Annotated in this window: 26 protein-coding genes; 7 read left to right on the forward strand and 19 right to left on the reverse strand. The window is 44.2% G+C overall.

Annotated elements, in window-relative coordinates; translation table 11 throughout:
* Positions 1-94 precede the first annotated feature (94 nt).
* Positions 95-2224, forward strand: a complete 2130-nt coding sequence (locus NWF01_10830) for an MEDS domain-containing protein (GenBank protein ID MCW4025509.1) — start codon at positions 95-97, stop codon at positions 2222-2224.
* Here NWF01_10830 and NWF01_10835 read toward each other — a convergent pair.
* The 6 genes from NWF01_10835 to NWF01_10860 form a co-directional block, all read right to left on the reverse strand.
* The gene (locus tag NWF01_10835) at positions 2221-3072 is read right to left on the reverse strand and encodes a presenilin (GenBank protein ID MCW4025510.1); all 852 of its coding nucleotides are present in this window, start codon (positions 3070-3072) and stop codon (positions 2221-2223) included. The two genes, NWF01_10830 and NWF01_10835, sit on opposite strands and share 4 nt — an antisense overlap.
* Positions 3073-3158: 86 nt before the next feature.
* Entirely contained in the window at positions 3159-4424 is a 1266-nt protein-coding gene (locus tag NWF01_10840) for an MBL fold metallo-hydrolase (GenBank protein ID MCW4025511.1), read from the reverse strand.
* A 44-nt stretch (positions 4425-4468) separates the two neighbouring features.
* The gene (locus tag NWF01_10845) at positions 4469-5023 is read right to left on the reverse strand and encodes a hypothetical protein (protein ID MCW4025512.1); all 555 of its coding nucleotides are present in this window, start codon (positions 5021-5023) and stop codon (positions 4469-4471) included.
* A 116-nt stretch (positions 5024-5139) separates the two neighbouring features.
* Positions 5140-5316 carry a hypothetical protein gene (locus tag NWF01_10850; GenBank protein MCW4025513.1) on the reverse strand — a complete coding sequence of 59 codons (177 nt, stop codon included), beginning with the start codon at positions 5314-5316 and terminating at the stop codon, positions 5140-5142.
* A gap of 54 nt (positions 5317-5370) precedes the next feature.
* Complete coding sequence (gene tgtA, locus NWF01_10855; protein MCW4025514.1) at positions 5371-6993, reverse strand: tRNA guanosine(15) transglycosylase TgtA; 1623 nt, start codon at positions 6991-6993, stop codon at positions 5371-5373.
* A 57-nt stretch (positions 6994-7050) separates the two neighbouring features.
* On the reverse strand, positions 7051-8325 hold the full coding sequence (locus NWF01_10860) for a hypothetical protein (protein ID MCW4025515.1): 1275 nt from the start codon (positions 8323-8325) through the stop codon (positions 7051-7053).
* Between the two features lie 184 nt (positions 8326-8509).
* Here NWF01_10860 and NWF01_10865 point away from each other — a divergent pair, with 184 nt between their 5' ends.
* On the forward strand, positions 8510-8923 hold the full coding sequence (locus NWF01_10865) for an Lsm family RNA-binding protein (GenBank protein MCW4025516.1): 414 nt from the start codon (positions 8510-8512) through the stop codon (positions 8921-8923).
* On the opposite strand, the gene NWF01_10870 is transcribed toward NWF01_10865, so the two are convergent.
* The 5 genes from NWF01_10870 to glmM all read right to left on the reverse strand — a co-directional run bounded on the left by NWF01_10870 (position 8920) and on the right by glmM (position 13716).
* Positions 8920-9672, reverse strand: a complete 753-nt coding sequence (locus tag NWF01_10870) for a PAC2 family protein (protein MCW4025517.1) — start codon at positions 9670-9672, stop codon at positions 8920-8922. The two genes, NWF01_10865 and NWF01_10870, sit on opposite strands and share 4 nt — an antisense overlap.
* Positions 9673-9956: 284 nt before the next feature.
* Positions 9957-10556, reverse strand: a complete 600-nt coding sequence (locus NWF01_10875; GenBank protein MCW4025518.1) for a YkgJ family cysteine cluster protein — start codon at positions 10554-10556, stop codon at positions 9957-9959.
* Positions 10557-10574: 18 nt separating this feature from the next.
* Complete coding sequence (locus NWF01_10880; GenBank protein ID MCW4025519.1) at positions 10575-11012, reverse strand: class I SAM-dependent methyltransferase; 438 nt, start codon at positions 11010-11012, stop codon at positions 10575-10577.
* Positions 11013-11074: 62 nt separating this feature from the next.
* Positions 11075-12355 (reverse strand): sugar phosphate nucleotidyltransferase, encoded by a 1281-nt coding sequence (locus NWF01_10885; protein ID MCW4025520.1) that lies wholly within the window; start codon positions 12353-12355, stop codon positions 11075-11077.
* On the reverse strand, positions 12352-13716 hold the full coding sequence (gene glmM, locus NWF01_10890) for a phosphoglucosamine mutase (protein MCW4025521.1): 1365 nt from the start codon (positions 13714-13716) through the stop codon (positions 12352-12354). The genes NWF01_10885 and glmM overlap by 4 nt, the downstream gene beginning before the upstream one ends.
* Before the next feature lie 161 nt (positions 13717-13877).
* Between glmM and NWF01_10895 the strand changes: the two genes are divergently transcribed.
* On the forward strand, positions 13878-14240 hold the full coding sequence (locus tag NWF01_10895; protein MCW4025522.1) for a hypothetical protein: 363 nt from the start codon (positions 13878-13880) through the stop codon (positions 14238-14240).
* A gap of 2 nt (positions 14241-14242) precedes the next feature.
* On the opposite strand, the gene NWF01_10900 is transcribed toward NWF01_10895, so the two are convergent.
* Positions 14243-15322, reverse strand: a complete 1080-nt coding sequence (locus NWF01_10900) for a carbohydrate kinase family protein (GenBank protein MCW4025523.1) — start codon at positions 15320-15322, stop codon at positions 14243-14245.
* A 93-nt stretch (positions 15323-15415) separates the two neighbouring features.
* On the opposite strand from NWF01_10900, the gene NWF01_10905 reads away from it, so the two are divergent.
* Positions 15416-15682, forward strand: coding sequence for a hypothetical protein (locus tag NWF01_10905; protein MCW4025524.1), 267 nt, complete (start codon positions 15416-15418; stop codon positions 15680-15682).
* Here NWF01_10905 and NWF01_10910 read toward each other — a convergent pair.
* From NWF01_10910 to NWF01_10935, 6 genes are all read right to left on the reverse strand, one after another.
* A complete protein-coding gene (locus tag NWF01_10910; GenBank protein ID MCW4025525.1) occupies positions 15668-16486 on the reverse strand; it encodes a prepilin peptidase in 819 nt (272 codons plus the stop codon). The genes NWF01_10905 and NWF01_10910 overlap by 15 nt on opposite strands.
* A gap of 80 nt (positions 16487-16566) precedes the next feature.
* The gene (locus NWF01_10915) at positions 16567-17001 is read right to left on the reverse strand and encodes a hypothetical protein (GenBank protein MCW4025526.1); all 435 of its coding nucleotides are present in this window, start codon (positions 16999-17001) and stop codon (positions 16567-16569) included.
* Positions 17002-17090: 89 nt separating this feature from the next.
* A complete protein-coding gene (locus tag NWF01_10920) occupies positions 17091-18116 on the reverse strand; it encodes a hypothetical protein (protein MCW4025527.1) in 1026 nt (341 codons plus the stop codon).
* Positions 18094-18636 carry a hypothetical protein gene (locus NWF01_10925; GenBank protein MCW4025528.1) on the reverse strand — a complete coding sequence of 181 codons (543 nt, stop codon included), beginning with the start codon at positions 18634-18636 and terminating at the stop codon, positions 18094-18096. The genes NWF01_10920 and NWF01_10925 overlap by 23 nt, the downstream gene beginning before the upstream one ends.
* A 10-nt stretch (positions 18637-18646) precedes the next feature.
* Positions 18647-20371 carry a type II secretion system F family protein gene (locus NWF01_10930; protein MCW4025529.1) on the reverse strand — a complete coding sequence of 575 codons (1725 nt, stop codon included), beginning with the start codon at positions 20369-20371 and terminating at the stop codon, positions 18647-18649.
* Positions 20349-22142: a type II/IV secretion system ATPase subunit gene (locus tag NWF01_10935; GenBank protein ID MCW4025530.1), complete on the reverse strand. Its 1794-nt coding sequence runs from the start codon at positions 22140-22142 to the stop codon at positions 20349-20351. The genes NWF01_10930 and NWF01_10935 overlap by 23 nt, the downstream gene beginning before the upstream one ends.
* A gap of 166 nt (positions 22143-22308) precedes the next feature.
* Here NWF01_10935 and NWF01_10940 point away from each other — a divergent pair, with 166 nt between their 5' ends.
* The 3 genes from NWF01_10940 (at position 22309) to NWF01_10950 (ending at position 24547) form a co-directional block, all read left to right on the forward strand.
* Complete coding sequence (locus NWF01_10940; GenBank protein ID MCW4025531.1) at positions 22309-23001, forward strand: acetate--CoA ligase family protein; 693 nt, start codon at positions 22309-22311, stop codon at positions 22999-23001.
* An 84-nt stretch (positions 23002-23085) separates the two neighbouring features.
* Positions 23086-23802, forward strand: a complete 717-nt coding sequence (locus NWF01_10945; protein MCW4025532.1) for an HAD family hydrolase — start codon at positions 23086-23088, stop codon at positions 23800-23802.
* A gap of 247 nt (positions 23803-24049) precedes the next feature.
* Positions 24050-24547: a metallophosphoesterase gene (locus tag NWF01_10950; GenBank protein MCW4025533.1), complete on the forward strand. Its 498-nt coding sequence runs from the start codon at positions 24050-24052 to the stop codon at positions 24545-24547.
* Between the two features lie 113 nt (positions 24548-24660).
* On the opposite strand, the gene NWF01_10955 is transcribed toward NWF01_10950, so the two are convergent.
* Positions 24661-25212 (reverse strand): class I SAM-dependent methyltransferase, encoded by a 552-nt coding sequence (locus tag NWF01_10955; protein ID MCW4025534.1) that lies wholly within the window; start codon positions 25210-25212, stop codon positions 24661-24663.
* Positions 25213-25227 lie beyond the last annotated feature (15 nt).

Below are 25227 nucleotides of genomic sequence, written 5' to 3' on the forward strand. Positions count from 1 at the left end.
AACGTTTTATTTAAAAAATTAAATAGGAAAATAAATTTTTTTATTCAAAACATTTTTCTTACTTGACACCTTAAAATTAGGGAAAGGGAACAGGATGGCTAAAGTCAGAAGTTCTGGGCTGGATTTTGTAGGTAACATAAACTGGGGTACACACATGTGCCAATTTTTCAAAAGCCAGCAAGACCTACTTGATGTTGTTGTTCCTTACTTTGTTGATGGCTTAAAAAATAATGAACTCTGTGTTTGGGTAACCAGCGAGTTTTTGACTGCCCAAACAGCAAACAAAGCCATGCAGCAAGCCATACCTAACTATCAAGATTATGTAACGAAGGGACAAATAGAAATCATACCATACACCGACTGGTACCTGAAAGAGGGCAAATTCGAGCTGCAACGTGTCCTTCATGCTTGGGTTGAAAAACACAATAAAGCCATTGTAGCTGGTTATGCTGGATTGAGGGCTACTGGAAACCCGTTTTGGTTAAGTAACAAAAAAGACTGGAAAGATTTCACTGCTTACGAGACAGAAATAAACAAAGTCATAAGCAACTACAAGATGCTTGTTCTCTGCACATACTCAATTGATAAGTGTCAAGCTGACGAAATCATTGACGTTGTAACAAACCATGAGTTTAGTATGATTAAACGGGAGGGCAAATGGACACTTATCCAGAGCATAGTGCAAAAAAAGACTGCGGATGCTCTGATAAAAACGGAGAAAAAATTCCGTGAACTCTACTCGTCCATGACTGAGGGTGTTGCATTCCACGAAATAATATCTGACGCCCAAAACATGCCTGCGGACTATAGAATAGTTGATGTTAATCCTTCTTTTGAAAAAATCACTGGATTATGCAAAGAAGATGCTGTAGGAAAAATAGCCTCGGAACTTTACGGTACAGAAACCCCGCTGTACCTTGACGTTTACGCTAAAGTAGCAGCAACAGGAAAACCCAGAACCTTTGAAACCTATTTCCCACCAATGGATAGATACTTTAGTATATCATGCATTTCCACAGCCACAGGAAAATTCACAACCGTCTTTCATGACATAACTGAACGGAAAAAAGCGGAGGAAGCATTAAACCAAGCAAAAACTGATTGGGAACGAACCTTTGACAGCGTACCCGACCTAATTGCCATACTTGACAATAATCATCACATTGTACGTGCAAACAAAGCCATGACAAACGCGCTTAAACTTCCTGCAGAAAAATGTATCGGCTTAAACTGCTATGACCACGTTCACGGAACAAGCTGTCCACCGGATTTTTGTCCTCACTCAAAAACCATACAGGATGGCGAAGAGCACATTGCAGAAGTGCATGAGGAAAGGTTAGGTGGAGATTTTTTGGTGAGCACCACGCCGCTGTTTGATGAGCAAGGTTTCATGGTGGGTTCGGTACATGTTGCCCGAAACATTACTGAACGCAAAAAAGCCGAAAAGGACATGGCAAAAATTCAGATTCAACTTAAAGAAAACGCTTCTCAACTGGAGGAGTACGCTAACAAGATGGAGCAGTTGGCTGAGCAGCGGGCACATCAGCTAAAGGCGTCTGAGCGTATGGCGGCTATTGGACAAACAGCCAGCATGGTTGGACATGATATTCGTAACCCACTTCAGGCAATCATCGGCGATGTATATCTGGTTAAAGAGGAACTACAAGACCTCTCTGAATCAGAAAGCAAACAAGTCATCCGAGAAAGCATAACGGCAATTGAGGAAAACATTTTCTACATTAACAAGATAGTCAGTGACCTGCAGGATTACACAAGACCTCTTAAACCAGTTGTTGAAGAAATCAACGTGAAACAGTTAATCCAAAACATTCTCTCAATGATTAAAATTCCTAAAAATATACAAACCAACCTACAAGTAGAAAACAAACTGACGTTAAATTCGGACCCAGCATATCTAAAACGTGCATTAACAAATCTGATAATAAACGCGATACAAGCAATGCCCAACGGTGGAGAATTAACCATAAAAGCCCAAAGCAAAGGCAACATCACAAAAATTAACATAAAAGACACAGGCGTGGGCATTTCAAAAGAAGCAAAAGATAAACTGTTCATGCCGCTGTTCACAACCAAGGCTAAGGGTCAAGGGTTAGGTTTAGCGGTGGTGAAACGTTTAGCTGAAGGTTTAGGAGGCAAAGTCAGTTTTGAGAGCGAAGAGGGCTCTGGAACAGAATTCACCGTTGAATTCCTAAATTTAACCTAGAAAAGCGCCAACAAAAAGTAAGTAATTATTCCGCCAGCCAAACCAAGCATTATCGGAAAAGGCAAACCAGGAAAAATGTCTCGGCGTTCAAGCATAAAGAACGTTATAATTGACCCAATCATAATACCCACAATTGAAACTACATAAGGCACTATGCCCGCAAAGAAGAATACACCTGAGGCAAGCATGGAGTAAAACACTAAATCGCCAAGGCCCATCTGGATATCTTTAAAAGAGTAGCTTAAACCGTGCAGTTCATCCAGTCCAGATGCGGATTCTGCGATTTTGCCCACGGGACCACGATAAACCGCAATAACATCGTAAATTGCAAGGAAAACCAAGATGGCGATGGTGCTGTAGAAAGGCAGGTACTTGCCAAGAAAGACCCCAAGTGCACCACCAAGCAGGATAACGGCGATGTTGCCTGATTTTATTCCGAATCGGAAAATGGCAAGGTCAAGCAGAACCGTGATTATTGCAGCTAAAATTATGACTAAAGTATCAGAATATAATGCTGGACAGAGACGGCTGAAAAGGGCTGGAAGGTAAATCAGTGACATCAAAATCGCTGCGGCAGTCATCGCTATGCCGATTAGGGCAGTGATTACTCGTTTGCTTCGATGCTTGATGAGAATGTAGAACACTGTAGCGCTGATTCCGATTAAAATGACAAAGTAGAAGGCATCAAAAATTGGGGCACCAGGAGTATCGGGGGAAACAGGAGTAACGGAGGGAACAATATTTTGCTGATCCATAAGCAGCCATGTGCAGCAGAGCCCAAAAAGCAGGCTTGCCAGTATAGGAAGCAAATAGATCATTTCAACTTTAAAGTGACTTTTTTGCGCCATATCCGCTACGCCTCGTTGCTTACTGCAATTGCCATTTGTAAGTAGCATTCGTCGCAAAATACGTTTTGCTTTTACTCCAATCAAAACTAGATTTCAAAAGTGTCTCCAGTCCGTGGAGCAACCGCATCCAAACCCAACTCAGTTCGTGCCCAATTCGCAAACAACTCACAGTTACCCTCTGCCCCGTGAACCACAAAAACTTTGGGGTTACCACCGAGCCGTTTTAAGCCTTCTTTTAGCATGCTTGCGCCACAGTGAGAGGAGAAATCAAAATGCTGATAGCGGGCCTTGATTTTGCGGACTTTGCCATCGATGGTACAGATGCCTTTCTCCATTAGTTCCCGCCCTGGAGTGCCTGGAATCTGGTAGCTAACAAGGAAAACAGCGTTTGAGGCTTTCTTTCCCAGTTTTGAGAGGTAAAACGCGGCTGGTCCACCCTTGAGCATACCCGCAGTTGAGACGATTGCACAGGGAGATTTGAGTGCGCGTCTTCGGTCACGCCAGCCTTCCACCCAATCCACGGAGTGCATTGCATTCATGAACATTTTGGGGTCTTTGAGGTATTCTTTGTTGTTCATAATTACTCTGCTGGCTTCTCTTGCCATTCCATCCAAGATAATGGGATATTCAAAATGATTCGATGCTAAGACACAGGCGATTTCCTGCGAACGCCCAACACCAAACGAGGGAATCAGCACGGTTCCGCCTCTCTCAACGGTTTCTGTGACCGCCTCAAAGAATGACTTCTCAAGTTCGGGTCTTGGCGTGTGATCAGAATCCGCATATGTACTCTCAATAATGACTGCGTCTAAGTCACCGTAGTTCATTGATGCACCAGGCAACAGTTTGGTTTCTTCAATGTTGAAGTCACCCGTATATAGGATGCGTTTGCCTTCAGCTTCCACCAGAACCTGCACGCTTCCCGGCGTGTGCCCAGCATTAAACAGTGTGATTTTCATGTCGCCAACAGTTGTTTCACCATTGAACTCAACGTTACGTAGGTTGTGCATCATGGTTTTAAGTTCCAGATACTCAAAGGGCAAATAGTAGCTGGAGAGGTGGATGAAGTCTTGAATCAAAAGTTGGGAGAGGTCCAGGTTTAGTTTGTTTGAGATTAGGGGTTTTTTGTCGTTAATGTAAAAGATTGGGAGCGCGCCAGAGTGGTCAAGGTGGCTATGCGTTAAAACCACGGCGTCCACGTCTTTAGGCGGAACATGCATAGGAAACCCTGGTTGGTTATCCAGCATTACACCGTAATCGAGCACAACTTGGGTTTTTGCAGACTTTACCGTAATACCTATTCGTCCAACTTCTCTTGCTCCGCCTAAAAACCCAATCTGCAAATCAGTCATGTCCCTTATGGATTTATAATTATTTAACATGAAACTTTAGTCTTTTAAATATGTATTGACCCATTTGCCGCTTGTGCAGATACATTTCCCCGCTTTATCGCAGCTAAAACATCATCAACCGTCAAGGACGATTCAATCTTGGAGCACACACTAAACAAGTCAGACAACTGATGCGCATCACTCCCAGCAGTACCAGGTAACCCCAAGATTTTTGCCAATTCCTTGCCCTGACGATTCGCCTCTACCGAAGAGCCCCCGTTTAGCACTTCAATAGCATCTACTTTGACTTTTTTTGAATAATCACCCATGCCATAGAGCCGATACGGATGCGCGATTATGGAGACTGCATCAATGCTTCTAGCGTAGTCTGCGACGTTCTCTGGTGTCCACGGTCTGGGCGGAAGCTCTTCTGTGCCCAAAACGAGCATGTCGCCTTGTGTGGTGCTGATTTCGCATCCGGGGATTATGAGTATGTCTGGGATTGCGCTGGCGAGTTGCATGGTGGCTTTGCATCCGCGGACGGAGTCGTGGTCGGTTACTGCGGCGACTTTGATGTAGCTGTGGATGGCGAGTTGATCAACTAGTGCTTTGGGTTGGATTAGCGCGTCGGATGAGTAGATGGTGTGTATGTGTAGGTCTGCAAATAAGGTGGTTATTTTGACATCTCCAAGAGGTTTACAGAAGCTTTAATGGATGGGGAAATAAAAAATGTTTGTTAATAGAACGTTTGAGTGCTTCCGATGTGCTCATCCTTTCGTTTAAGGTACTCTTTAACGGCTGCTTCCACTACTTCGCTGAGTTTATCGTCTGATTTTTTGAGGTATTTCTTGGTGACATATGCGCAGAGCTGTTTTTCAGTTTCCTCAGAAAGCATTACACAAATTTTAGCCATAAAACACTCATCCTTACTATAGGGTATGGCTGAAAGGCTATTTAAAAACCAAGGTTAACAGCCTAACTGAGCACATAACGCAGTTTTCAATCGGGCAACGGTTTTCTTTTCAGCCTCAACTTGAACTTCCAAACACTCAAACAGTAAACCCGCAGCTTTGCAGGCGGATTCGCAAGCATTCTTAATGTGCTCATTCCAGAGTTTAGAGTCATTTAGCAAAACCACACCCTGATAACCACCCCGTTTAATGAACTCCTCTGTTTGAGCGGCAACATACGCGATGGTTTCTTGCTCCAAAGGCAATGCGGTTTCATGCTGAGACAAGGGGTAAATCTCGTCGAGTTCAAGTGGAACCACACCAAACGGCGCACAATACACACAAACATGAACCTGCTCTGCGTTTTCGCCGAGGCTTCGTTGGGTTTGGCGGATTTTCTTTAATTCGGGTGCTTTGTGGAAGGGTTTGTTTCTTGTTTGTGGCACCAGTAGCAGGGTTTTGGCGTTTGCTGGCGGCTGATAACGAGTTTTTAGGTGGTTTTGGTAATGGGTTATTTCTGGACGCACCAGTCCCACGCTGTCATAGAAGAAGAAGCCGCTGTCTTTTATGGTTGGGCTGAAGGCTTCAAGGAAATCCTCATTGCCCTTGATGCGTTTAAGCGCGGTGAGCAGGGCTGGATGAGCATGGCATCGCATTTCGGTGTGTTCCCATAATCTGCCGTTGCGAATTGCCTGTTTGATGCGTTTTAGTTCGGCTTGGCAAACCCAAAGATTGTGTTCTGCAAGGAAAATCTCCCGCTCCTTTTTGGGCATCTGCAGTAGTTCTTGGGGTGTCATAGTGGCACATCTTGGACAGGAACAAGGGAAATAATCCATCTCCTCAAGTCGCCATGTTCCGTTTTCGGTCATGTAACGGTTCTCCCGTGCGTACAGGGCATAAGCGGCTGAGTCGAAGAGGTCACAGCCTAAAGCAACTGCCAAAGAGAACATTACGGGGTGCCCAGCGCCAAAGAGATGCAGAGGACGTTCGGCTGGGATGCCTTTTTTGGCTGTTAATATCATGTCAGCGAGCACGTCAAAGCGATAGTTTTCCATAACTTCTGTGGGGCTTCCGAGCGCGTGGATGTTGAATGGGAGTTTGCCCATGACTTTAGCTGATTTTGTGACCAAGTCAAGATGTTTGCCACCTTGTACAGGACCAACCCATAAGATGTCATCACGAGTTTTGAGTTTGAAAAAGTCCTTGGCGCGTCGATGAGTTTCCGCCACCGTCAACTCAGCCTGTTCCTTGGTTACGCGCCAGCCTGTTGGGATGTCAAGGATTGTGGCTATGTCGCTTCCGATGCCCTCCTCGTAAGCCACGATTTCCTTTTGATTATACTCCACATCACCATAAACAAGGATTTGATACGCGCCTGAATCTGTCATGATTGCGCCATCATAATCCAAGAATTTGTGTAGGCTTTCTTCTACGGGGCGGTTTTGGAAGCGTTTTTTGAGGATGTAAGCGTTGGTGATTATGGCTTGGAATCCGAACTCTTTTTTGAGGCGTTTGGGCGGCACGGGCTGGACGCTGGGGTTGATGACGGGAAATAGTAGCGGGGTTTCCACTGTGCCACTTTTGGTTCGTAATTTGCCGATTCTTCCAAGCAGGTCTTTGTCTTTAATTTCGAAACTCATTGGAAACCACAACAAGAAGCACAAAGCCAGTATAAAAAACGTTAGCCCAAAAAAGACTTAACCTGCGAATTGCTTCTCGGAATTACCAATCAAAAGCAAACTCAAAACAGCAGAAAACAAAGTTAAACCCATCAGCAACCACGGCGTTGACAAAAAGTAGCCATCAAGAGCAAACTTGACAAACGCCACATTAACCGCCAAGGACACAGAGAGGAAAATAAAAACAAACGTTTGCCTAACCCTCCTAAAACAGAACAAAGCACCTGTTATACCTAAAACAATGGAAATTACACATAAAATCACCAAAACAGCCCAATTAAACCCATGCAAAGATGCTTCAACCCCAACAGCGCTCCAGTACACGCTTACAAGAGAAGACACCAGTAACAGGACACCACCCAAAAAGGGCCTAATCAGCTGTTTTAGGGGTTTTTGGGTTCTGTGCAACCAGAAAATGCCAAGCAACGTTAAAGCAGCAATTACAGCTAAAGCAGCAAAGCCGATGTTGCTCCAGAGGGGTTGGTTAGCGTTATGGGGAAAATCAAAACCTGTACCCGTAGTAACCCAACCATCCTGCGACACTTTTACTATCACGTAAGCTGTTGGAAAAAACGTGGAAACCTCTGCCGTGTAGATGCCGTTTTGAATTTCCGTTGCGGGAACACCGTTTACGGTTACGTTGGCGTCGTGGATTATTTTTGGAAGAAAACTTTGAGCACTGTAGATGGTTTGTGTGGGCAGTGTTAAGCCGTTTTCGGGTAAAAGCAGGTAGGTGATGTTGAATGTTGCAGAGATTTTTTCTGGTATATCGGTGTTGTAGCTTAGAAGTGAAACGTGGAATGTGTCATACCACACTTTGGCTTGGTCACCTTTTAGCCCAACTGCTTGAACCCCATTAATATTGGTCGTTTCGGAATTGAACACTTGACCATCGGAGGTTTTTATTTGAACGGGTGTAAAAGTTAAGATGTCTTCTTCGGTTGAAGAATAATTAAACCGGAAAGTCCCTGAGGTTGTATTGAAGGACCGCGTGACGGGACTATTGTTTGGGAGGTTATCGGGTCCAGAAATTTGTCCAGAAACTAAAATATCCACTGTCGCATTTAACACTGGTTTTCCTGCGTTTGCGCCGTAACTCCAGAATGCCTCAAATTTGAGAGTCCAGATACTTCCTGCGGGCGTATAAAACTCGGCATCTCCAACAGGTTTTACGGTTATCCAAAGGTTCTCGTTTTCCTGCGCGCTTACATGAGTTGCTAACCCAAAAAACACAGTTGCAAGTAACAAAACAGTGAAAAGAGCAACTTGCCAAACATGAATTTTTCGCGCCATTTCAATCAGCTTAACGCTAAACGCTTATTTTCAATATTGGGGTTTGTGCATTTAAAACTAATACTCAAAAGAGGCGTGGTGTTCTGGTTGAGGGTTGGTTTGTTGGATATTTAAATATGTCAAAGATAAATAGGTGAATGCAATCTGAAATAGCAATATTAGGAGAAATGAAAAATTGTCCGTAGTGCAAAGAAAATTTTTCACTGAAGTCGCAGCATTAGCTGACAAAACCGTTTGCGTAGTCACCACTACTGGAAAATCGTTCACGGGAACACTTATCGGCATAAACCCCGACAACTACAGCCTCAGTTTAGCTGACGCCAAAGAAGAAGGCGGAAACACAATCCACCGCGTCTTCCTAAACGGCAGCATTGTGGCTCAAATTTTAACCGCAGAAAAACCCTTTGACCTTAAATCTTTGGCTGGTAGGCTTGAGAAAGTCTTCCCAACCATGGTTAAACTCTATGAGGATAAAGGTTTCATTTGGGTTATGGATAAAGTGAAGCTGACTGAGAGAGGCGTAGTTGAAGGTTCAGGTCCAGCTGCTGAACGCGTACAAAAAGTGTACGAAATCTTCATGCACGAACCTAAAGCCTAAATAAACCATCTAAGCTGCTGCTCTTCCTTCTTCTTTTCTTCTGTAATACTTCTCATTAACCCGAAAATTTCCAGCATCTTCTTTATTTGGTTGCCAGATTCTTCAAGACCAGCCATGTTAATTTCCATATTCAAAAATTTGCCCAAAGTCGTCAACGCATATTTTGCAGCGGTCACATCAGGATTCATACCAGGCGTATCAACCAGAAGCGAAAAACCCTTCATCTCCATAATCTGCGCCAACCCAACCGATAAACCTGCAATACCAAAAACATGCCCAACCATCACTTTAGTGCCAAGATCCAGCGCTTTCTGCATGGTTTCCTCATCCGTCGCTGTCGTGTAGAGTCCTGGAATAGGTACAGCTTCATCTTTTTTGTAGCCACCAATGGATATGACAAAACGACAGCCAAGGTCCTTAACAAGTTCAAGCACTTTTCCACATAACTCATACTGCCCAACAGTTGTTAATGCTTGTGTGTTTCCGTACCAGATTATGAGGTCCTGCTGACCTTCTTCGCGTTTTACGTAGTAGAGTTCGTTGATTGGGCTGCGTGTGCTGCCGTCTTCAGTTGTTACTGCGAAGTCTTGAAAGCTGCTGCTGAAGAGTTGAGCGAATTTTTTGGCTTTTAGCTCGTTGATTAAGTGTAGGCAGGCAATGTTTGCTACAAAACCTATGCCTGGTAAGCCTTCGATGAGGACTGGATTGTTTAGTTGGGGTTTTTCGGTCATGTCAATTGAGATAACCATGGCTTGCGCTTCCGTTGCAGGTATAGATAAACTTGCACATTATAAGTATGACTAAAAACCTAAAGGCGAACACAGGAAAAACTGAAGTATAAAGAAACACCCTTTTGCATATAAAAGCAAAAGTTTTTGGACGCAAAATGCGCCAAACAAGACCGCTCCTCTCTATTGTTTCTGCATACTTTGGCTATTAGGCTCCAAATAGAAACGCAGCTACAACTACCCCTCTATGGTTTCTGCATAGTATTTCTAATAGACTCCAAATAGACGGCAAATAGAATATCGTTTTAACTTACTTGTGAACTTATTTTCTGTTCGTTAAAAACGTTGAAAAGCACCATTTCATCCGTGGTAATTCCTACCTGCTGTAGTTGGACAATGCAGTTTTGGTACTGTTTTTGAGTGAAGTTAACTGGCTTGATGGGTTCATCACCTATACCGTTTGCGCCCTTGGTAAAGCAGTAGGTTTCTTTGCAACGTCTTCCTTTTTTGAGGGCAGCACGCATCCGCTTAAACCTATTCAAAGCCTCACAGTCTTCAGTTAACATACCAAAGAAGGTTTTGGGAAAAAGTCGGCAGCCTTCAGGTCTAATCTCGTATATTGAGCAGGTATTGTTTACCAGAAAGGGACATGAGGTATGTGTGATGTAATTTTCGTATTTGTCTTGGTCTGCTTCCCACATCACACCCAACTTATCAAACAGCGCTCTTATTTTTGCGTGGATTTCTGTGTACTCTGTGGGGTTTGCATTGATTTCACCCGCGTTTAAAAAATCATCCAGTGTACAACAAACGCCACATATGTCACATAGAAAGGGCAGATTAATAGACCAACATGTGGTTTTGCCTTTGAACTCTAAATGTAGATAAAAAGTGTCAGCAATCATGTGCGTTAGGCACTTCTTTTAATTTTTGTTTCTGGTGTCCTTCCATATTTGAACAATAATTTCTACAGGTAAATAAAATATTGACCGCTCAGTATCTATACGCAAATTAATAGTGCATCCACATTTAAGATGAGCCGCCGCTTTTGAGAACCAGCTTCTGCCAAAAAATGTTTTGTGGTCCGTGTCTATGTGAGCATAAGGATGCTTCCCGTGAGGTACAGTGATTTGGGCATTGTATGAGCAGACGCGAACTATCTCTTTTAGACTCTTGTAAGGGTCAATTAGATGTTCCAGAACATGACAGCAATACACTTTTTCAAAAGCATTATCCACAAAGGGCAGATTAAAAGAAGATGCTACAATAAACTCGGAACCGGGTTTTCTTAGCACCCTTCTAACGTCAACATTAACGTCGCCTCTTTGCATTTGACCCGACCCAACATCAAGAGTAAACAACCACATCACCCAGATACGGGTATAATATACTGTAGAAGTTTATAAATTCTAAAGCAAAAAAGTCATGCCTTCTTTTCTGAAGTCTCCAAGGTTTGCTTTAGAAAAATCGAGGTATGTGATGGCAAATCCCGTTCAATCATAACGTTTGCACCCACCCAGCTGTCAGTGCCAACTTTAACGCCAGGCATAAATGTGGAATTAATACCTGTTTTCACATTGTCCCCCAAGATTGCACCGAGCTTTCGTCGTCCTGTATTCACCAACGTGTCTTTTACCATCATTTTTATGCTACCCGCGTCAAGGCGATAGTTGCCCATGATGGTTCCCGCACCCAAATTGCAGCGCTCTCCTAAAACGCTATCACCCACATAGGACAAGTGCCCAACATGCGTGAAGTCCATTATGATGCTGTTTTTTATTTCACAAGCGTTACCAACGCGTACTTTTCTACCAAGACTTGTACCTTCACGGATGAAACAGTTTGGTCCAACATCGGCTTCCTCATCAATGAAAACTGGACCTTCAATGTAGGCTCCTGAACGAACCCGCGCAGTCTCCGCCACTGAAACTGCCCCAATCAGGTGCGCGCCCTGCTCCACTGTCCCCAAAACATTATGCTCCATGCGCCGTAGAGCCCAAAGGTTAGCATCCAATAAATCCCAAGGTCTACCCACGTCAAACCAGTCCTGCCTTGGAAGCTCTGCGGCTAGCACGGTTTTGCCCTCAGCGGATAGCAGGGTTACGGCGTCGGTTAGTTCCCATTCGCCCCTTACGCTGGCTTTGGTCTGTCTGATTTTGGCGAAAACATCTTTGTTAAAAGCATAGATGCCTGCGTTTGCAAGATTTGAGGGAGCTTGACCCACAGCAGGTTTTTCCACGATACGTTTGACGCGTTTTTGGTTGTCTTGCTCGATTATGCCATAGCTTTCAGGCTTATCAACGGGCACCACTGCCATGACCGCACTGACATCGCCGCTTTGATATTGAGAAAGCACTGTTTTCACGGCGTCCACACCAAAGAGCAAATCACCATAAATCAAAACAAAATCGTCATCCACATAGGGCTCTGCGGTTTCTGCCGCGTTTCCCGTGCCTAAAATGGCTTTTTGCTCCACATAAGTGATTTTTAAACCTTGACTGCTGCCGTCTCCAAAATGCTGCTTTATAGTGTCGCTCATGTAGTGGGTTACGATTATGGTTTCTGTTATGCCTGCAGCTTTTACTGAGTCAAGGCAGTACTGCAATATGGGTTTGCCTGCGAGTTTGATAAGGTGCTTTGGACGTGTTTGGGTTACGGGTTGGAGTCTTACGCCTTCACCCGCGGCAAGTATGACAGCTTTCATGGTTCTTCACTCACTATGGCTTTCTGAATTAAGTTTGTTGCCTTCACCGTTAAATCCTTTGCCACCAACTCAGACTCACCCTCAACCGTTAACCGAATAAGAGGCTCCGTCCCCGAAGCCCTAACCAGCAACCAACCACTCCGAAGAGCCAAGCGTACACCATCCACCATAGAAAAGTCCGTGAAGTCTGGAAAAGCCGCCTTCAATTCAGCTTCCAGTTTGGCGACAACTTGATATTTGACTTGGTTTTTGACAGGCAGATTTTCTCTAAGCGTTGTAAACGTAGGAATCTCGCTGATGAACTGGCTAACGGATTTGCCCTCAGATTCAAGCGCCGCCAAAAACATTAACGCGGACAATGGACCATCAGGACACAAATGCTGCCTTGGATGCACCCAAGCACCACAAGGTTCCCCGCCGAAAACTGCACCTTCACGATTTATAGCTTCAGAAATGTAAACATCACCAACCCTTGACCGCACAACCCTGCAGCCAAGGTTTCCTGCGGTTTTCTCAATACCCATCGAAGCCTCAACATTAGTGACCACAATTCCGCCTCCACTATTTTTCAGTGCATATTTGGAGTAAGCAGCCAAAGAGAGGTCAAGGTCCACAAACACGCCACGCTCATCCACAAAAGCCACGCGGTCACCATCGCCGTCAAATGCCACTCCAATGTCTGCGCCAGTTGCTTTGACTGTGGCTGAGAGGTCTTTTAGGGTTTCAGCGTTGGGCTCGCTTTTGCGTGCTGGGAAATGCCCGTCTGGCTGAGAGTTCAGCGCGGTTACTTTGCAACCTGCCGCTTTGAGCAGTGCTGGACCGACGTGATAAGTGGCTCCGCATCCAGGGTCAACAACTACGCGCCAAGCTTTTTTTAGGGATACAGCGGATAGCGCCATTTTGAGGTAATCTTGCACTACGTCAACAGGGGTTGCTGAACCAATTTTTTTCCAATCCGCCAAGCTAAAGCTACTTTCAGACACTACTTTTTCAACTGCGGCTTGTTCGGGGTCAGTGTAGGATAGACTGTCACCTCGGAAAATTTTGATGCCGTTATACTGGGGTGGATTGTGTGAGGCAGTCAACATAAAACCCATGTCTGCACCTAACGCTTTAGTGGCGTACGCCAGCGTGCCCGTAGGAACAATCCCAGCCAGTAAAACATCTACGCCGCTTGCATTTAACCCTGCAACAATGGCATCTTGTAGCATTAACCCTGAGGTTCGCGTGTCCCTTGCTATGATTGCCCGTTTTGCTTTTGCGCAGGCGGCTGTTGCCATGGCGACTTTGCATGCGAGTTCGGGTGTTAAATCGATGTTTGCTAACCCTCGTACTCCTGAGCTGCCAAACAGTTTACCCATAAGCGTCAATCTTCCCTCTTACCTGTGAATGGTGACGGAATTATTTTAAATTATTTGAGTAAAGAATTTTGATTATTTAAAAAATAAGCAGTTGATAGACCTAAAAGGTTTTAAATTAAAACAATCACAAAAATAGTTAAGCAATCAATAGAGGGGAAAAAGTGGACAATATTACAAAGTTAGGGCTTAGCAGCGGTATTCTCGCGATGATGGTTTCATTTGGATTATTCTGTTTTATTGCAATAATTGACAACGCACAAACAGTGATGGGCACTGACGTAAGTCCATTTATTAATAGCTTGTATATTCAGTCTGTAGTTGGCTTTTTTGCAGGGGTAATTGGTATTATTGGTGGCTTACGTGGAAAGAGAAGCGGGGGCGTCTTGATGATTATTGGAAGCATCCTGGTTTTAGTTTCTTGTGGCATATTCGGGTTCTTGCCGTTTGTAATAATGATAGCTGGCGGCATAATGGCAGTCAGAGAAAAAACTCCTCAGCCCATGATAAGAGGCAGAAGGCAGTAACGTTAACTACCCCTCAAAAAACTAACGATTTGTTCCTTAGTTGGATGGGTACCCTCCGAGCTTGAGAGATAACAAGCAGCAACCGCATTAGCCAACAATAAACGGCACTCATCAGACAAGCGGCAACCGTCGCCATAGATGTTGCCTGCATCCCAAGCGTCGCCCGCGCCAGTGGCACGTTGCGGCTGAACTTTGAATGTTGGAACCACAACTTCGCTTCCTCTGTGGAGGGTTGCGGAGAACTCTGTTGTGTGCAAATCAATTCGTGCTGACAAGTGATTAGCTAAAGTGCGTGCTGCTTTAAGGGCAAGCTCCGTGGAAACCCCAGCGGTTTTGTGCTCGTTAATGTCGCTGTCGATTTGGGCGGCGTAGGTTATGGCTTCGTTCTCGTTTAGGCTTAAAATGTCTACATTAACTGACTTGAGAATCTTGCTTATTACCTCGGGAATTTGGGGTTGGTTTGGGGTTGGGTCAGCTGTGTCAAAATAGGTTTTACCCCTGCCCCGCTTTGTTCGCCTAAAAACTGTCTCTGCCAGTTCCGTGCCAAACCGCAAAGTTCCAGCCCAGTTAAAGAGGCAAACAAAATCCGCGTGCTCAATTACCTTGTAATCGCTCTCTGTTAGGTCTTGAGGCCCAAAATCCACAAGAGAACCCACATCCCGAATCATCACATTCACCTTTTCATCACCACCTTTGAACTCCAATGCGGTTGTGATTGATGCTTTAGGCTGAATTTTGATGTGAGAGACGTCTATGTTGCCGTTTTTGAGGTAGTATTGGATTTTGTTTAAGCCAAAACTGTTGGTGCAAACTATTGGGGTGACGGTGACGCCTAATGCTGAGAGGGCTGAGGCAACGTTTATGGCGTTTCCGCCGTTGAGGTCAGTTTGAGAAATTCCATCGAGACTGCCACCTTTACGAGCCACGACATCTTGGAGTTGTTTGGAAAATTCTTGTGCATTCCAGTCCAGACTGATTAGGCGGTCAAGGAAAAAATCAGGCATCACCACAACTGAAAAATCAACTGAAGTTTTGCTTTCCAGATAATTTTGAAGCTCTTTTTTGCTCTGCGCCAAATTCACGGCATGAACACCAGATAGTATTTTCCAAAAAGCTAAAATAACCTTTATGCTTTAAAGTTAAAGTCCTAAGGCAAGAGAGACAAAGGGAAAGATATGCAGTTTAAAACTGAGATTTCACTGTTAATTATTACCATAATATTATTTGCAGTCAGCGCTTTCTTATACACTTACCAAGTAACCACAACTGAAACAGCAGCAAACATGTATGCATTAACCGACACGTTTAATGAGGCGGTTTATCCGTACAGGGGTTTTGCAGTTGATTTTGTTGCTGCAGGCTCTGCTCTTATGGTTACAGCTTCAATCTCGTACATGAGAAGAAGCAAAAATCTTTTGGAAGAAAGCTTAAAGCAAAATTGATTGCAGAATAACCCAAATTATATCTCCGAAAACCAATGCTGCAAGTAAACCGAAAAACACGAAAATCAGCATAGGTAAACCGGGGGTAGCCCAAATGTTGCTGTCAATCTTTTTAGCATCAATTGCTTCTGATAAGCGCTCAACAATTTTGTCTCGCCCCTCATCTTTAGGTACAATCATTAGTTTGCGGTCAACTGCTTCAGCCTCAGCGGATTCTAAGTCTTCTAATGGGTAAATGTGCCATTTTTCTTTGAGTTTTGCAATTGGAACACGATAACCCGTGAGCAACACAAGAATTTTTTTGCCAACCGACTCCTTAGCTAAACTACCCTCAAACATTTTCTGTCCATGCCGCTTATGCCAAACCAAATTATGCAACAACAAATACAATCCGCTTAAAGCCGCGAATAAAACCGAGTTTGTAAAAATCGTTAAAGGATATATGACTTGAGAGAGCGGGGAGTTGCCTTGGGAAAGAAGGGGCAGCGCCAATGCTGTGGGGGCAAAGGGCAGGGCTATTGCAATACACATGAGTGCTTTTGAGTCGGCGCCGCCAAATCCGCCTGTGTAGAAGAGGATTAGAGCAAAAAATATGGTTACGCCGATGCTTAAGCCCAAAAACATAAGGGAAGTGGGCTGGTAGAGTAAAAATTCGATTGTGGTTAATGCAAGAGCTATTGGGGCGTAGTATGCCCAGACGAGGTTACGGACTTCTCGTGTTTGATGGTCTTTCCATGAAGCATACCCAAGAAAAGCTATACTTACGGCGATACGTGCTATGTCTAAGGCTACTTGCATGCTCATGGCAACCATATTCTTTTCTGAATTAATTAAACGTACCTTAGAAATGGTAATCAGAAAAAACAAAAAAAGGAAATGTGGGATTATGCTTTTTGGCTAAACTGCAGTGGTTGACCTGATGTTGTTACTACTTTGAAGTAGTACACGTTATTTGCTGTCCACGACATTGTCACGTTAAAGCTTGAAGTTGAACCTGCATTGACTGTGCTAGAACTGCCATCATTGTAGCTGGGTGTAACCGCTGCCATGTTTGAACTGCTGGTTCCCGCGTAAACTGCAGAAATTGTTGCAGCGGAAGTTCCAGAGTTGCCTACATCAATGATAATTGTGTCAGTGCCGCTGAAGCTAACGTTTGCTTCATAGAGCAGTATGCCTGCTTGGTCTGTTGTGTTTCCCATGTAGGTTGTTACCCATGCATAGGTCGCAACAACTGCTGCAACAGCTATCACGACTAGTAGTAGGGTTGCAAGTATTGGGGATATTGCTTTTCTTGAACGTAGGATATTTTTTATTTTCATTTAGCGTTCCCTTGCCTACTAATGTAAATCACTTTTTAACATATAAAGTATATGAATTCTTCCTACAGGAGTTACGGCATTTCTGAAGACTACGTCACCAAAATGGAAACAAAAGGTATGTTCTGCCCAAAAGGACTTGCACCAATAGTTCCAGTTAATGCCAAGTTAACAGGACAAACTCCAGTAAACATGTCATTGCTCGCAACAAAGCTTGTGGTACTTCCAGGAGCCATTGCAGCAAAAAACACAAGCGTAGGCACAGAATAAGCAAGCGTTTGACTTGTAAACGGCAAAATCTCACCCGTCTCAGCATTAACTTTAACAATATACCAAGTTACCGCCTTATAATTTCCACCTGTACTGGGAAAAATGGAGAAAAGCTCTGAGTTCTGGTTTAAAACGATGTCTCGGCTTTTGGTATCAAAATTTGTAAAGTTAACACAAATAGCAACGGGCGCAGTACTTCTCACGATAGTGTAAGCGCTTGTGCCACTGCTAAGATCTACCCGATAGGTTGACCCTGCGAGCCTAACAGGATAGTAGGTGAAGTTCTGGAAATCCATCGCCAAAGAGCCAATACCCTGAGTGGTCTGCGCTGCAACGATACTGTTTGTGCGTAAAGATTCAAGTGCAAAGGTGTTTCCTCTACTACTTATTAGCCAAGCTGCAAAATGATAAGTACCGCTTGGAAGCGTGCCATTTACTTTCACGGTTGCGTCTAACTGATAGAGTCCACCGCCGCTTACAGCAACGTTTAAACTAGTATAGTTGGAAGCGGTTACGTCTCCGTTTACGCTTAACCAAAGAGTTGTGAAATTGACCGAGTAGCCTCCTATGATGAAAATTTTGGCGCTAACCGACACTGACCCAGTAGTGTTAATTCTGTAGACGGTTTCGGAGATTTGAACGGACTCAGACATTCTTGCCAATTCAAACTCGTTACGGGTCCTTATGGCATCATTGTATAATGCATTCTCGTTTAGCGTGTAGAAAAAGTATGCTGAAGCAAGGGAGCCCACGATTAGAATCATAAATATGGCACCGATAATTGAGGAAACGCCTCGATTGTTGATGCGTTTTTTATGCAGTATTTTAGACAACAAAACTGTATGCAAAACTTAACCCCCTCAAAGTAACTAACTTAACTGTGTATGAACCAGCAGGTAATGCTTGTTCAATAACAACTTGTCGTTCAGTACCAACATCTACCTCATTGCTTGGAGCTAAAGCGCCATCCATATGCTTCATTGTAAACGTAAAGTTGTCTTGTGAAATACTAAGGTAGACTTGGTCTATTGTGATGCTGATTCTGCCCGAATTAATAAAATAAATATGCACTGTACCTCCAGTGGAGTTATAGAAGGCTTGTTCGAACGCTAAGGATTCTTTTAGTTCATCAATATCAGAAGTAACCGAGGACTGATAATCCGACTGGTAGGCTGCTGAAATATTACGGGCATACATCAAAGCAGCAAACCCCAAAACAATAACCACAGCAATAAGAACCAAATTTGAAACAACAGGACTAATTGCCTTTTTACATCTAACCAACCTTCTAACGTACGGATGCTTCCTCACTGAGGCCACTGTTTTTTTGAGGCGCCGAGGTTTTTTGGGTAATACTATTTGGGACATCTTTTTGCTCCTATACAATGGTTATAAATTGCGGAATCAGTTTTGCAGCCAAAATCGAAATCACCACAAGAATTGCCGAATGCTTAAAACCAGCAGCAATGGATTCTTCACTGATTTTTCCAGCCACAATCCCAATTAAATAACTGTTAAAGATAACCGCGGTCATGAACACAGTTTGCATTAAACTATTGTCTGTTGGCGGAGCGTCAACACCAGGCACAGCTATATCTGTGGTTAATCCCATCATCATAACCGTGGTTGCCACCAACAGAATCGAAGCCAAATATGGCATCATAATAAATGGGCGAGTAGACATCTTCTTTTCTTTCTCAACATCCTGTGTCAGATTGTTAAAACGCGCCAAAGACTCAATCATAGCAATCGTGCCGCCGCCCACGTCAATTGTTTCAACTAACAAAAACATGACAATTTGCACCATCCAACTCTTCGTGCGATGCAAAAAATCCATCATCACACGCTTAATGGGTATGCCCCAAGAAATTTCAGAACTAATTTTTCTTAGTTCCTTGGTAAAGCTGCCGTAGTCACGTTTTGAGAGGCTTTCGATGCATTTTTCAGGTGACAAACCTGTTTTTCGCACTTCGGTGAGGTCACGCAGAAAACTTGCGACGCCTTGTTCCATGCTGTTTCGGGTTTTTGTTAATTTAATGTGAACTACTGCGGCGGGGGCAACGGAAATGACAAGAGCAACTGCCAAGGCGATTGAAAGGTCAAGACCTATGGCTTGCAGGTTGGTGATTATGGGAAGTTCAAGCATGCCCATGAAGTTTGTTAACAACATGAAAACGGCGATGGCAACACCACTGGAAATGCCAAAGACTTTGTAGGGACGCATATCCACCATAGGGGTTTTGGGTTGCATACTATGTGCCAAGTACACAAATAGTGCAGAGAGCATGGGCGTGAAAACATACGTGTACATGATAACTCCTGAAAAGTCGGAGATGTCTGGAGCTGACTGGACGGTCGTGCCTGTCTGGATATTGTTGACGGCAAAGAGAATATAGAAACACAGTGACATCATGACCATTACAATAATGAAGGTTTCAAGCAGCATGCCCAATCGTTCTGCCGCAGCTTTAACCCGCAATGCTCGGGTTTTAAAAATGTCCTCAGCTTTACGTTCCAAATAATGCCCGATGTCACCACCAATGATAACAGTTGAAGCATAACCACTCAAGAAATCCTTGTAAATATCCAGCGGATTTCTCTTCGCCGAAGATTCCAAAGCGGACAAGGGGTCTATGCCAAAAAGTTCTACGTCTTTGATGATGTCGTTGGCTTCTTTTCGCATGGTCGGCATTAAATCAACCTGCGTTATGCGTTTGAAGCTGGTATAAGGAGCGAGTCCACCTGAGGACATGACGCTGATGTAGGCAGCGGCGAAAGGCATTTCACGTTCAAGGTTTGAAGAACGGTCACTGGCGTTGGATAGGGGCATAAGCATAAAACCTGCCACCACAAAAACCGGAAGCAACCCCAAAATCAGCAAAGGAAGAACACTAAAGTGCAACGCCAAAAACACAGCCGACACTGAAACGGGCAAGGTTAAAACTATAGCCAAAAGCATGAGGGAAATGTAGGTTTGGGGATAAATTCGGATGCGGGCACGCTCAAGAGGCGTTTTAACTTGGAAACCGTGCTGCATCAGGTACGGTGTGACTTTGCCAAATAGGCGGAAAGAAAACGCTTCAAGCTTTTCGAGCAGCGGCAACCGGCTTTGCCTCCTCAGTGCTCATCACTTTTTCGTAGAATTTTTTAGGTCGCGCATAGTACTCGGCAATGTTTGTGGCAACGTCTTTGTAGCTTCGGATGTTTTGCTGTCGCATCCAAACCAGAACATCTCGGCGGCGATGCAGCTCCTCAATTAACTGTTCCTTGCTGATGCCAAGCCGCTCAGAAATATGAACAAGCAAAAAACTGCAACCCAAATCCACACCTTGAACGTCTTTGATTGGGTCCCATTTGAAGGGGTTAACAAAATTTTGGTGGTCAATGATTTCGTTTACGGAAAGTACGCGGCGGTATGCTTTCTTTTCGCCGTTTTTGACAAGGTGAACGCGCTGAACCGACATCACAATATTCATCAAGGGAATGTACGCGGGGGATATGTCCATGGGTTTCTGTGTTAAACGTTTAACTGCTGACTGCACGTTTTCAGCGTGCATAGTACACATGCCACCGTGACCTGTCGCCAAAGCTTGAAACAGCACATACGCTTCCTGACCACGAACCTCACCCACAATCATCAAGTCAGGACGATGCCGCATACAAGTCTTAACCAAATCAAACAAAGCCACCTCACCCACACTATTACCGCCCAAACCGTAGCTCTGACGCGCAATCAATGAAACCCAGTTTTCGTGCGACAAATTCAACTCAGCAGTTTCCTCAATAGTCATAATTTTACTGCCCGGTTTAACGAGGCAACCCAACGCATTGAGCGCAGTGGTTTTTCCTGCAGCGGTTCCACCCAGAACCATCACAGACGCACGATTTTCTAGACATATCCACAAATAAGCCGCCATTTCCTCGTTGAAAGTTCCAATATTGATGAGGTCAATTATGGAGTAGGGATCTTCACGGAACTTACGGATGGTGAACGCGGTTCCAAAGGGGGTGATTTCTCTGCGGTACGCGACGGCAAGGCGATGTTTTCCGGGGAGAGAGGCGTCAACGATTGGGAAAGCACTGCTTACGTGTTTGCCTGCCATGTGCACGAGTTTGACTACGAGGTTGTCGAGGTCTTCATCACTGTCAAATTTCACGTTAGTTTCTATACTCTCAAACACTCGATGCCAAATGTAAACCGATTTTTCTACCCCGTCGCAACTGATATCTTCAATGTTTGGGTCGCGCATTAGGGGGTCAATTTTACCAAAACCGACAAGGTCACGTTCGGCATGGTAGAGGATTTTGTACCATGAAACATCAGGAAGCCAACCCAAGCTGATGCGATATTTCTCCACGATTTTTTGGGCTTCGTCCGCGAAAAATTTGCGGGGATCGCTGATTTCTTCTTTTGGAGATTCAATTTCTACTAGCAACATTTCTAATATGCGTTGGTAAACATTTTTTTCCAGTGGGTCAAGCTGTAGTTCGTCTAGGATGTATTTGTGTTCGCCTGTTTTGGTGTCTTGGACGATTACGACTTGGGCGAAGGGTTCGTAGAGTGAGTATTTTTCGATGATTTTGAGGTCTTTGGATATTAGGGGTTTGGGGGCTGTTTGGGGTTGGGGAGTGTTGGGTGTTTGTTTTTTGTTTTTGGTTTTTAGGGTTATTTTTGTTTTTTTGGGTTTTTTGGTGGTTTTTTTTATTTTTGGTGTTTGATTGGGGGTGTTGGTTGTGGTGGTTTGTTGGATTTTTCGGAGGGTTTGTCTTATTTTGTAGTCGGTGTTTGCTTGGGAAAGCTTGATTTTTTGTTTTGTTTGTTGTAGTTGGTGTTGTGCTTGTTGTAGGGCTTGTTTGGCGCGTTGCTGTAGCACTGTTGTTCTCCGATACAGATTTCAAATCAGCGTTTATTAAATATTATGTCTTACTACACATCATTAGTTATGTGTTGAACAGTCAAACACATAAACAAAAAAAGCCATAAAAACCGCCAAAACATTTTAAACCCAACATAAATGCATAATCCGCAGGGACAACCCAATGAATACACTAAAAATAATTAACCAAGCACAATCAGAAGGACGCAAAGCACTTCTTGAGCCAGAAGCAAAAACCATCTGTGAAGAATATGGCTTACCAGTACCAAAATTCAAAGTAGCCCAAAACCCAGCAGAAGCCGCCGCCTATGCAAACGAAATAGGCTACCCAATCGTTACAAAAATCGTCAGCCAAGACATCATCCACAAGTCCGAGGCAGGCGGAGTCATTGTGAACCTCAAAAACGCCCAAGAAGTTACTGATGCTTACCAGAAAATTATTCAAAACGCCAAAAACTACAAGCCAGACGCAAAAATCACAGGTGTTTTGATTCAGGAGATGGCGCCGCAGGGAACTGAGGTTATTGTTGGTGCAGTTAAAGACCCAACGTTTGGTCAAACTGTAATGTTTGGGTTAGGTGGAATTTTTGTTGAACTCCTAAAAGACGTAAACTTCAAAATTGCCCCCTTCACCGAGACGGATGCTAAAGAAATGATAACTGGCCTAAAAGCCTACCCGCTCTTAAACGGGTTCAGAGGCAGCAAACCAGCCGATATTGACGCTATCGTAACGATTTTGATGGCAACATCCAAGCTGATTATGGCTCACCCCGAAATCAAAGAGCTTGACTTGAATCCTGTTATGGCGTACCCCAGCGGGGCAAAAGTCGTCGACGCTAGAATCATTCTGGAATAATCAGTTTTTTCTTGTTTTTTTCTTTGTTTTTTGCAGTAAGGATTTTAAGGTCGTAGAAACCTATTTTTGGAGCAGGCAATAGTGATGGCTCCAAAAGCAGTTTTGTTTGACATGTTCGATACGCTGTTTATGATACTTAAAAATCACGAGTTCTACGAAGCCTCACTCAAACGCATGTACAACTTTCTGGTTACCCAAGGCATCAACACGCCCTATGACAAGTTCAATCAAACCTACATCACTGAGCGGGACGCAATCTACGCGGCAGCAGACAAAAACTGCGAAGACCCCCACTTCAACGTACGCGTCTCCAACACCCTAAAAAAACTCAGCTACAACTATGACGTTTCAAGCCCCCTGGTCACGGCTGCTACCGAGCAGTTTTACCTTGAATTTATGAACTTTGTCAAAATAGACCAAAACACCAAACCAGTCCTCCAAACCCTCTATGGCAAATACAAGCTTGGGCTGGTTTCCAACTTTGCCATTCCTGAGTGCGTACAAAAACTGCTTCAAAACGAAAACGTTGACAGCCTCTTTGATGTAATTGTGGTTTCGGGCGCCATTAACAAGCGTAAGCCCAGCCCAGTAATCTTCAACAACGCGCTTGATTCTATTGGGGTTTTGGCGTCTGAGGCGGTTTTTGTTGGTGACACTCCGGATGCGGATGTTGCTGGTGCTCAGGGTGTGGGAATGAAGGCTGTGTATATTGAGCGTCGTTTTGAGGCAGGGTTAAAATTGGTTACACCTGATAGGGTTATTACGAGTTTGCTTGATTTGCCAAATGTTATCGAGTTTTAGGTTTTGGGAAAAAACTCTTATAGTTACACTCTAATGAATTGAAGTAAACGGGAAGGAGAAGTATTTTTGGAAGACCAATGCAGTGAAGTGCGCTGGAAGGTCGTAAAAGCTATGCTAGACGAGTTTCCTGCTTTAAAAGAAAAAGTCAAACAATACGTAAACCAGCCAAACCCAACTTGACACGGCACACGCCCCAAAGAGAAAGGCTTTATTTCCACAAAAAAACTAATCTCACAGAGGAAAAACCATGCTTATTGGCGCAATATCAGACAGCCACGACAACCTCCCCAAAATAGAAAAAGCCGTCACCTACCTCAACCAACAAAAAGTCAACCTTGTCTTGCACGCAGGCGACTACATAGCAGGCTTCACCATCCCCAAACTTGCAAAGCTCAACTGCAAACTCATCGGCGTTTTTGGCAACAATGACGGCGACCGCGAACTCCGCAAAAAACGCTTCAGCCAAACCCCAAACTGCACAATCCACGATGATTTTGCCCAAATAGATGTGGATGGCTACAAAATCGCGCTACTACACGGCACCGAACCAGAACTGCTCGCGGCAATTATTGACAGCGGATACTTTAACGCCGTGGTTCATGGGCACTCACACCTTCAAGGCGTCCAAACCAAAGGAAAAACACTCAGCGTCAACCCAGGTGAATTGTGTGGTTATTTAACGGGAAAATCCACGCTGGCGCTGTTGGATACGGAAAAGAATCACGCTGAAATAGTAGAAATATAATCAAGCCCCAATTTTTGCTTGAAATTCTGCTATGAGGAACCTACCCCTCTATAGTTTCTGCAATGAATTTCTATTTGGAGCCTAATAGGTTGGTGTATTAATACATAAAAGAATCAAAAAGTCAACACTGCAACATAACATTTCAAGGCCTCTTCATCCACAAAACAAGCCAACTTAAGCCCTGAATCCTCCAAAACATCCAAAAACCTGTCCAACGGAAAAGCCTTCTTTAGCCCCGTAACCACCAAACTGCCACCCGCTTTGGTGACCCGTTTCCATTCTTGCAGTGTAATTTGGGGTTCGGGCATGTTTTGGAGAACCGTGAAAGAGAAAACCGCACCAAAAACCGCCTTGATAAAGGGCAAATGGTCAGCATCAGCCTGTACAACGGAAACGTTTGGGAAACTTTTGGCTGTGACTTGTGCTTTTTTAAGCAGTTCCCCTGAAAGGTCAACACCAACAACCAGCCCCGCTTTATCCACAACGTGCGGGAACAATAGTCCTGAGCCACAGCCCACATCCAAAACCGCATCTCGAGCGTTTAAGTGCAGATTTTGTAGGGCATTTTGGTATTTTGCCTCTTGCTCTTCACCGTGGAGTTCGTTGTAGCCTTCTGCGGTTGCGTTGTATCGCTGCATTATTTGCTGTTTTTCCTTCCACGACATAGTGTTTCCTTCAAG

The organism is Candidatus Bathyarchaeota archaeon (assembly GCA_026014585.1).
Classification (GTDB): domain Archaea; phylum Thermoproteota; class Bathyarchaeia; order Bathyarchaeales; family Bathycorpusculaceae; genus Bathycorpusculum.

Bases quoted from the DNA above. Each gene is read 5' to 3' on its own strand.
- NWF01_10910 (MCW4025525.1), bottom strand. From the start codon at position 16,486: ATGAGCATGCAAGTAGCCTTAGACATAGCACGTATCGCCGTAAGTATA.
- NWF01_10915 (MCW4025526.1), bottom strand. From the start codon at position 17,001: ATGAAAATAAAAAATATCCTACGTTCAAGAAAAGCAATATCCCCAATA.
- NWF01_10940 (MCW4025531.1), top strand. From the start codon at position 22,309: ATGAATACACTAAAAATAATTAACCAAGCACAATCAGAAGGACGCAAA.
- NWF01_10950 (MCW4025533.1), top strand. From the start codon at position 24,050: ATGCTTATTGGCGCAATATCAGACAGCCACGACAACCTCCCCAAAATA.
- NWF01_10850 (MCW4025513.1), bottom strand. From the start codon at position 5,316: ATGGCTAAAATTTGTGTAATGCTTTCTGAGGAAACTGAAAAACAGCTC.
- NWF01_10860 (MCW4025515.1), bottom strand. From the start codon at position 8,325: ATGGCGCGAAAAATTCATGTTTGGCAAGTTGCTCTTTTCACTGTTTTG.
- NWF01_10830 (MCW4025509.1), top strand. From the start codon at position 95: ATGGCTAAAGTCAGAAGTTCTGGGCTGGATTTTGTAGGTAACATAAAC.
- NWF01_10945 (MCW4025532.1), top strand. From the start codon at position 23,086: ATGGCTCCAAAAGCAGTTTTGTTTGACATGTTCGATACGCTGTTTATG.
- NWF01_10840 (MCW4025511.1), bottom strand. From the start codon at position 4,424: ATGACTGATTTGCAGATTGGGTTTTTAGGCGGAGCAAGAGAAGTTGGA.
- NWF01_10835 (MCW4025510.1), bottom strand. From the start codon at position 3,072: ATGGCGCAAAAAAGTCACTTTAAAGTTGAAATGATCTATTTGCTTCCT.
- NWF01_10870 (MCW4025517.1), bottom strand. From the start codon at position 9,672: ATGGTTATCTCAATTGACATGACCGAAAAACCCCAACTAAACAATCCA.
- NWF01_10925 (MCW4025528.1), bottom strand. From the start codon at position 18,636: ATGTCCCAAATAGTATTACCCAAAAAACCTCGGCGCCTCAAAAAAACA.
- NWF01_10905 (MCW4025524.1), top strand. From the start codon at position 15,416: ATGCAGTTTAAAACTGAGATTTCACTGTTAATTATTACCATAATATTA.
- NWF01_10885 (MCW4025520.1), bottom strand. From the start codon at position 12,355: ATGAAAGCTGTCATACTTGCCGCGGGTGAAGGCGTAAGACTCCAACCC.
- glmM (MCW4025521.1), bottom strand. From the start codon at position 13,716: ATGGGTAAACTGTTTGGCAGCTCAGGAGTACGAGGGTTAGCAAACATC.
- tgtA (MCW4025514.1), bottom strand. From the start codon at position 6,993: ATGAGTTTCGAAATTAAAGACAAAGACCTGCTTGGAAGAATCGGCAAA.
- NWF01_10955 (MCW4025534.1), bottom strand. From the start codon at position 25,212: ATGTCGTGGAAGGAAAAACAGCAAATAATGCAGCGATACAACGCAACC.
- NWF01_10875 (MCW4025518.1), bottom strand. From the start codon at position 10,556: ATGATTGCTGACACTTTTTATCTACATTTAGAGTTCAAAGGCAAAACC.